This window comes from Yoonia sp., from assembly GCF_036770585.1.
In the GTDB taxonomy this organism is placed as follows: Bacteria; Pseudomonadota; Alphaproteobacteria; order Rhodobacterales; family Rhodobacteraceae; genus Yoonia.
In genome coordinates, this window is record NZ_DAIPIW010000101.1 from 1 (window position 1) to 6,783 (window position 6,783).

At 62.0% G+C, this 6,783-nt stretch carries 5 protein-coding genes, 1 tRNA gene and 1 pseudogene; 5 read left to right on the top strand and 2 right to left on the bottom strand.

Annotated elements, in window-relative coordinates:
- A partial coding sequence (locus V7N12_RS13075) for a hypothetical protein (RefSeq protein WP_333715062.1) occupies positions 1–433 on the top strand: 433 nt, incomplete at its 5' end.
- A 363-nt stretch (positions 434–796) separates the two neighbouring features.
- Here the strand turns inward: V7N12_RS13075 and V7N12_RS13080 are convergent.
- Positions 797–1,453, bottom strand: a complete 657-nt coding sequence (locus V7N12_RS13080) for an REP-associated tyrosine transposase (protein WP_333715063.1) — start codon at positions 1,451–1,453, stop codon at positions 797–799.
- 18 nt (positions 1,454–1,471) lie between these two features.
- On the opposite strand from V7N12_RS13080, the gene V7N12_RS13085 reads away from it, so the two are divergent.
- From V7N12_RS13085 to V7N12_RS13100, 4 genes are all read left to right on the top strand, one after another.
- Positions 1,472–1,545: transfer RNA gene (locus tag V7N12_RS13085), tRNA-Gly, on the top strand.
- A gap of 97 nt (positions 1,546–1,642) precedes the next feature.
- Positions 1,643–3,433 (top strand): ABC transporter transmembrane domain-containing protein, encoded by a 1,791-nt coding sequence (locus V7N12_RS13090; RefSeq protein ID WP_333715064.1) that lies wholly within the window; start codon positions 1,643–1,645, stop codon positions 3,431–3,433.
- A gap of 109 nt (positions 3,434–3,542) precedes the next feature.
- Positions 3,543–5,429: an acyl-CoA synthetase gene (locus tag V7N12_RS13095; protein WP_333715065.1), complete on the top strand. Its 1,887-nt coding sequence runs from the start codon at positions 3,543–3,545 to the stop codon at positions 5,427–5,429.
- A gap of 36 nt (positions 5,430–5,465) precedes the next feature.
- Positions 5,466–6,338 (top strand): NAD(P)-dependent oxidoreductase, encoded by an 873-nt coding sequence (locus tag V7N12_RS13100; RefSeq protein ID WP_333715066.1) that lies wholly within the window; start codon positions 5,466–5,468, stop codon positions 6,336–6,338.
- A 230-nt stretch (positions 6,339–6,568) separates the two neighbouring features.
- Here the strand turns inward: V7N12_RS13100 and V7N12_RS13105 are convergent.
- A pseudogene (locus V7N12_RS13105) lies at positions 6,569–6,783 on the bottom strand (chemotaxis protein CheD); the annotation flags it as partial.

A 6,783-nucleotide genomic window follows, 5' to 3' on the forward strand; every position in this document is an offset into this window, starting at 1 on the left:
ACCATGCTGGATTCACAAGATGAATCCCTTACGTGATTTGTGCAACAGAGCCAGTCGAAACCATGACTACGATGCCATGATCCGCTTTCTTGGCAAGGTAAAGCAGAACCCAATTTATCCAGAATCGAAAGTGTTGTCGGAGTTTAACCCTTTTTCAATTAGTCATCGCGCAAAGGATGAAGAACCACTGCTCAAGATCGCTGACCTTGTTGCGCACAGTGTCTACCAGTGCGCCAACAAGTCCTCATCAAATCACTTCATTCCGGAGTATCGCTACTTTCAGGAGTTGAGTGGTCGATTTGCAGCGGGCCAAAATGGAAAGATTTTAGGAATTGGTCTAAAGCCAATTCACTCGCTTGAGATGCTTGAACTTGATAAGCAAATTGTTGAGATCGTGCGGAATGCTCGGGCCGCACCACCAACGAAGCCTTGAAATCGGATTGTCGCCCGGGCTTGTTCGGGCAGCTCACGCGACAGGGCTCCGCACGTTTGAGGTACCCGTAGGTCGGGGTTCACCCCGACAAATCCCAACGGTTCCGCAAAACGCATACGGCGCAATCCGCTCGCCGCGACCCGACGTCCTGCAATCCGATACGGTGGAATGTCGGGGTGAACCCCGACCTACGGTGTTGCGCTGAAATCCCAACGGTTCCACAAAACGCATACGGCGCAATCCGCTCGCCGTGACCCGGCGTCCTGCTGGCGGATGGGGTGGAATGTCGGGGTGAACCCCGACCTACGGTGTTACGCTCAAATCCGACGGTCCGGCAATCACGATGTCGGGGTGAACCCCGACCTACGCGCGCTCCGCGTTGAACGACGAAAATGGCCACTTCGCCGGATCATCGACCAAACCGTGTTTCACGGGATTGATCCAACAATAATTGACATGCGCGGCGTGGTCGGCGTCGTCGCGGATATGATGCTCCCAAAACCGTTTCTGCCAAATCGGGGCTTCGTCGCGGAAGCGGCCGCCTGTGCGCGACCGGCCCGCTTTGACGCCGTGGCGGTTCGGGTGGCTTGTCGGGGTGAACCCCGACCTACGGACCGCCATGGAAAACCGCGCTTTGATCGCTGCGACCCGCGTTGCGATGTCGGCATCGCCCTCCGGCAACTGCCATACAGAGTGGAAATGATCGGGCAACACCACCCAGGCATCCACCGCGAAAGGGCGCGTGGCCCGCGTCTCGGCCACCGCCTGCCGCAACGCACCAACCTCACGCACAAGCAAGTCCGACTGCCGATCGGCAAGGTTGACCGTCAAGAACACACATGCACCGGCGACAACGGGGCGGCGATAATCCAACATGGGCAAACGATGCATGCTCTTGGTTAATCTTTCGTGTAGGTCAGGGTTCACCCCGACAATCCCCCATGAAATGAACGCTTTCCGCCCCCCGCGCGCCGCTGCCGCCCCCGCAAAACCGCTATTGACCTCAATCCGCAGCTTCACTACCTAACGGCTGTCTTCGCGGGCGTTGTGTAATGGTAAGACCCTTGCCTTCCAAGCAAGAGATACGGGTTCGATTCCCGTCGCCCGCTCCAGACCCTTATGCCAAAGTGACTATCGCGAATTCCGCCACTTGGCTTGTGCAATGGCAGCTACAGTTTTATGTCCTGTGAAACACCATAAGGACCACGCATGGCGGATCTGCAGACAACCCGACCAGAGGACCGCCCCGCCGGCAAGCGTGTCAGCGCCCTGCGCGCGCTCTGGCCCTTCATCAAGCCCTATCGCGCCAACCTCTTCGGGGCCGGTTTCGCCCTAGTCTTTACCGCGGCGGTGGCCCTGTCGCTGCCGATTGCGGCGCGGCTGGTCGTCGATACCTTCGGGCTTTCCTCGGCCGAGATCGGGCAGAACTTCCGGCTGATGCTGACCATCGCGGTGCTTTTGGCCTTCGGGACCGCGCTGCGGTATTACCTTGTCACGCGGCTGGGCGAGCGCGTGGTCGCCGATATCCGCAAGGCCGTTTTCAATCGCATGATCTCGATGAGTCCCGCCTTCTACGAACGGATCATGACCGGCGAGGTGCTCAGCCGGATCACCACTGATACCACGCTGATCCTGTCGGTCATCGGCAGTTCCGCCTCGATCGCGCTGCGCAACATCCTGATCTTCATCGGCGGTGTCATCCTGATGCTGCTGACCTCCGTGAAGATGAGCGTGATGGTCCTCTGGCCGATCCCCGTGGTGCTTTTTCCGATCATGTTCCTCGGGCGGCGGGTGCGCAGCCTGTCTAAGGAAAATCAGGACCTTATCGCGGAATCAAGTGGCGACGCATCCGAACAACTTCTCTCCGCCCAGACCGTGCAGGCCTTCACCCACGAAGACCTCAGCCGCGCGAAATTCGACGCGGTCACCGAGCAAAGCTACAGATCGGCGCGGCGGCGTATCCTGACACGGGCCGCATTGACGGCGATCGTTATTTTCATGGTTTTCGCCGCCATCGTCCTGTTTTTGCAAATGGGGTCCGAGGATGTCAGCCGCGGCGAGATCACCGAAGGCGGGCTGGTCCAGTTCATGATCTACACGATCATGGTCGGCGGCGCCGTGGCGGCCCTGGCCGAGGTCTGGGGCGAATTGCAGCGTGCCGCCGGCGCGACCGAGCGTCTGGTCGAATTGCTGACGATCGAGGATTCCGTGCAGGACCCCGCTGCGGCCAAGACGCTCGCTTTGCCGGTCAAGGGCGCGCTTTCCTTCGAAAACCTGTATTTCAACTATCCGTCGCGCCCCGATGTCTCGGCGCTTGACGGGATCGACCTGCACATCACCCCGGGCGAGACCGTGGCGCTTGTCGGCCCGTCCGGTGCGGGCAAGACGACGATCATCCAGCTGGTCCAGCGGTTCTATGACCCGCAAGGCGGCGCGGTGAAACTTGACGGTGTGGACCTGCGCGATCTCGAACGCTCCGACTTCCGCAAGCACATCGCCCTTGTGCCGCAGGACCCGGTGATCTTCGCCGATACCGCGCGCGAGAACATCCGCTTCGGCCGGCCCGATGCCACCGATGCTGAGGTCGAAATGGCCGCCAAGGCCGCCGCCGCCCATGACTTTCTGACCGCACTTCCCGATGGCTATGACAGCTATGTCGGCGAAAGGGGCGTCATGCTGTCGGGGGGCCAGAAGCAGCGGATCGCCATCGCCCGTGCCATTCTGCGCGATGCGCCGGTCTTGTTGCTGGACGAAGCCACCAGCGCGCTGGATGCCGAAAGCGAATACGCCGTGCAGCGCGCGGTCGAGGATCTGGCCAAGACCCGCACGACCTTGATCGTGGCCCACCGCCTTGCGACCGTGAAGAAGGCCGACCGGATCATCGTGCTGGAACACGGCAAGATCGTCGCCCAGGGCACCCATGACGCCCTTGTCGCGCAGGGTGGCCTTTACGCCCGCCTTGCGCGGTTGCAGTTCACCGAAGGGCTGGCTGCCGAATAGGCTTCGCGTGTTTTTCGCAGCGTCAGACTTGTGATCCGCGGTTTTCTTGATCAACCTGCCCCGACAGGGAGGCCGCTTGCGCGGCAATCGAGAACCGGGGAGGAAAACCATGGCCTTTGCGACCATCGCAGACCGTGACGCTATCGAAAACGAAAAGCCGTGGGAGGCGCGTGAAAAGCCCGTCACCACATTCGGCCTGCTCAGCCGGACGGCCGCAAAATTCGGGACACGCAAGGCGACCACCTTCAGCCTTTTGTCGGACCCGAACGCCCCATGCGAGACGCTGGACTGGAACACCCTGCGGGACAAGACCGCGCAATCGGCCAATATGTTCCGCGCGCTTGGCGTGGGCGAGACGGACGTTGTCGCCTATCTTTTGCCCAATGCGACCGAGACGGTCCTGACCTATCTCGGCGGGCAGGTTGCGGGTATCGTCAACCCGATCAACCCGCTGCTGGAGGCCGAGCAGATCGCCGCCATCCTGCGCGAAACCAAGGCCAAGGTTCTGGTCACGCTGAAGGCCTTCCCGAAGACCGACGTCGCCCAAAAGGCGGCCGAGGCGGTGCGCCTTGCACCCAACGTGACCCATGTGGTCGAGGTCGATCTGCTGCGCTACCTGACCGGTCTGAAGAAGTTCATCGTGCCGCTGATCCGGCCCAAGAACCCTGTCACCCACAAGGCCAAGGTGCTTGATTTCACCACTGAAATGGCACGCCAGCCCAAGACGCTGACATTCGAGGACAGCAAGGCCGACCGCGTCGCCGCCTATTTCCACACCGGCGGCACCACGGGCATGCCCAAAGTCGTGCAGCACCGCTATTCCGGCATCATCTACAACGCATGGCTGGGCGACCGGCTGCTCTTTACCGAGAAAGACGTGCAGATCTGCCCGCTGCCACTGTTCCACGTCTTTGCGACCATCGTCTCGCTGGGGGCCTCGCTTGGCTCTGGGGCGCAGATCGTCTTGCCGACACCGCAAGGCTATCGCGGCGAGGGGGTTTTCGACAACTTCTGGAAGCTGGTCGAAAAGCACAAGGTGACCTTCATGATCACCGTGCCCACGGCCATGTCCGCGCTGATGCAGCGCAAGGTGGATGCCGATATCTCGTCGCTCAAACTGGCGTTCTGCGGGTCCGCCCCGCTGCCGCTGGAACTCTACCGCCGGTTCGAAAAGGCGGCAGGCGTGACCATTTGCGAAGGCTATGGTCTGACCGAGGCGACCTGCCTTGTGTCGATCAACCCGCCCGAAGGCGAAAAGCGTGTCGGTTCGATCGGGCTTCCCTTCCCCTATACGGACGTGCGGATCATCTCGTCCGCGACGGGCAAGGAACTGGGCATCGACGAAATCGGCGAAATCTGCGTGGCCAATCCGGGCGTTGCCGATGGCGACACCTATACAGAGCCGGACAAGAACGTCGATCTCTACCGCCCCGGTGACAAGTCGCAGACGCAATACCTGCGGACGGGCGATCTGGGGCGCAAGGATGCAGACGGCTATCTGTGGATCACGGGCCGCGCCAAGGACCTGATCATCCGCGGCGGCCACAACATCGATCCCGCCGAGATCGAAGAGGCGCTGGCCGGTCATGACGCCGTGGCCTTTGCCGGTGCTGTCGGCCAGCCCGATGCCCACGCGGGCGAGGTGCCATGTGTCTATGTCGAGCTTGTCGCCGGTGCCGAGGTGACCGAGGCAGAGTTGCTGGACTACGCCAAGGCCCATATCCACGAACGGGCAGCCCACCCCAAGCATCTGGAGGTTCTGGCGGAACTGCCCAAGACCGCCGTTGGCAAGATCTTCAAGCCCGACCTGCGCAAGCGCGCCATCACCCGCATTTTCAACGAGGCCCTGTCCGGTGTCGCCGCCGAGGTCAGCGAAGTGACCGAGGACAAGAAACGCGGTCTGGTCGCCCATATCGCGAAGACCGGAACGGTCAGTGAAGACGAGATCGGTTCGGTCTTGAACGCCTACACTATCCCGTGGGAAATCGCGCACTAGGTTGCAGGCGGGACGCTGAAGCAAAGGATCGCGACGATGGCAAAACTTGCATTTCTGGGACTGGGGGTCATGGGCTATCCGATGGCCGGGCACCTGCAGGCCGCCGGTCATGCGGTGACGGTCTACAACCGGACGACCTCCAAGGCAGAAGCTTGGGTCGCCCAATACGGCGGGGCAATGGCCACGACACCGGCCAAGGCCGCCGCTGGGGCCGAGATGGTTCTCGCTTGTGTCGGAAACGATGATGATCTGCGGTCGGTCTGCATCGGCGAGGGGGGCGCCTTCGCCGGCATGGGCAAGGGCACGCTCTTTGTCGATCACACGACGGTCTCGGCAGCGGTGACGCGCGAGCTTCATGATCTTGCCGCCGAAAGCGGGATCGGCTTTGTCGATGCGCCGGTGTCCGGCGGGCAGGCTGGGGCCGAGAACGGGCAACTTTCGATCATGTGCGGCGGATCGCAGGCCGACTATGACCGCGCCGCGGCCGTGATCGCCGCCTATGCCAAGCTCTGCCGCCGGATCGGTGAAAGCGGGGCGGGGCAGATGACCAAGATGTGCAACCAGATCGCGATCGCCGGTCTGGTGCAGGGCCTGTCCGAGGCGCTGCATTTCGCGCAGAAAGCCGGCCTCGATGGCCGCGCGGTGGTCGAGGTGATCAGCCAGGGCGCGGCAGGCAGCTGGCAGATGTCGAACCGCTATCAGACCATGCTGGATGACACATGGGACCACGGGTTCGCCGTTGACTGGATGCGCAAGGACCTCGGGATTTGCCTTGCGACCGCGAATGAGAACGGCGCAAGCCTGCCGGTCACGGCGCTGGTCGATCAGTTCTACAAGGACGTCCAGAAGCTGGGCGGTGGCCGCTGGGATACCTCTTCCTTGCTCAAGCGGTTACAGGCAATGGGGTAGGGGTGTTGTCGCGCTTCATGCCGCGGTCTTGTCCGTAAGGGCTTTGACCGCCGATCATCGCTTGGGCCCGCACGGCGAACGGCCCCGGGCTTGTTTTGCCGGCGGCCGGTGCCTGATCCGTGCCATTCCGCAGAAACGGGGCGGATCAGCGCGGAACCTGCACCATGTCCATGCAAGGCAGTGTCAACGATGCGAGGCCCCCGGGCATCAGCAAGCGGTTCCGCCATCCGTCAGAAAAGCGTGATCCCTTCAACGGGCGCGGGTTTGACGGGTGCCTCAAGCACCTCTGGCGCCGGGCCGACGATCTGCATCTGGCGCGCCGCACCGGTCGTGGGGTGAAACTGCACGCGCCGTGCCGCGGTGCCCCCGACACTTTTCGCAAGACAGGGAATGGCCTCTTTTGCCAGAAAATCCAGCGCGAAGGCGGCGTTCGACCCGCCGATAT